A 395-nucleotide genomic window follows, 5' to 3' on the forward strand; every position below is an offset into this window, starting at 1 on the left:
GATGTGATGCACCACAAGCGACAACACCACCGAACCGTCCAGCAGTTCGAAGAGCACGGCACGGATCGGAAGCTCGGCCACCAGGTCGAAGACCTGGCCGGCGGTCTCGTTCAGTGTCTCGTCCAGGGCGCTTGTCTCGACGGCGCGGTGTTCCACCGTCAGGCGGGCCTGCTCGGCGGGGAGCACGCGCTGGTGTGGTTCGCCGTCCACGGTCTCGAACACGGTCCGGAGGGGGGCGTGCTTCGCGATCACGGCGTTCAGGGCGGACTCCAGCGCCTGGACATCCACACCCCTCTCCAGCCGGACCACCATCGGCACGTTGTACGCCGCACTCCCCCCGTCCAACTGCGAAAGCAGCCACAACCGCCGCTGCGCGAACGACGCCGGCGGAAGCC

Annotated in this window: 1 protein-coding gene; it reads right to left on the reverse strand. The window is 68.1% G+C overall.

Annotated elements, in window-relative coordinates:
- A partial coding sequence (locus tag QK442_RS36285) for a condensation domain-containing protein (RefSeq protein WP_282698404.1) occupies window positions 1-395 on the reverse strand: 395 nt, incomplete at both ends.

The sequence above is a fragment of the Streptomyces sp. CC208A genome, assembly GCF_030010625.1.
In the GTDB taxonomy this organism is placed as follows: Bacteria; Actinomycetota; Actinomycetes; order Streptomycetales; family Streptomycetaceae; genus Streptomyces.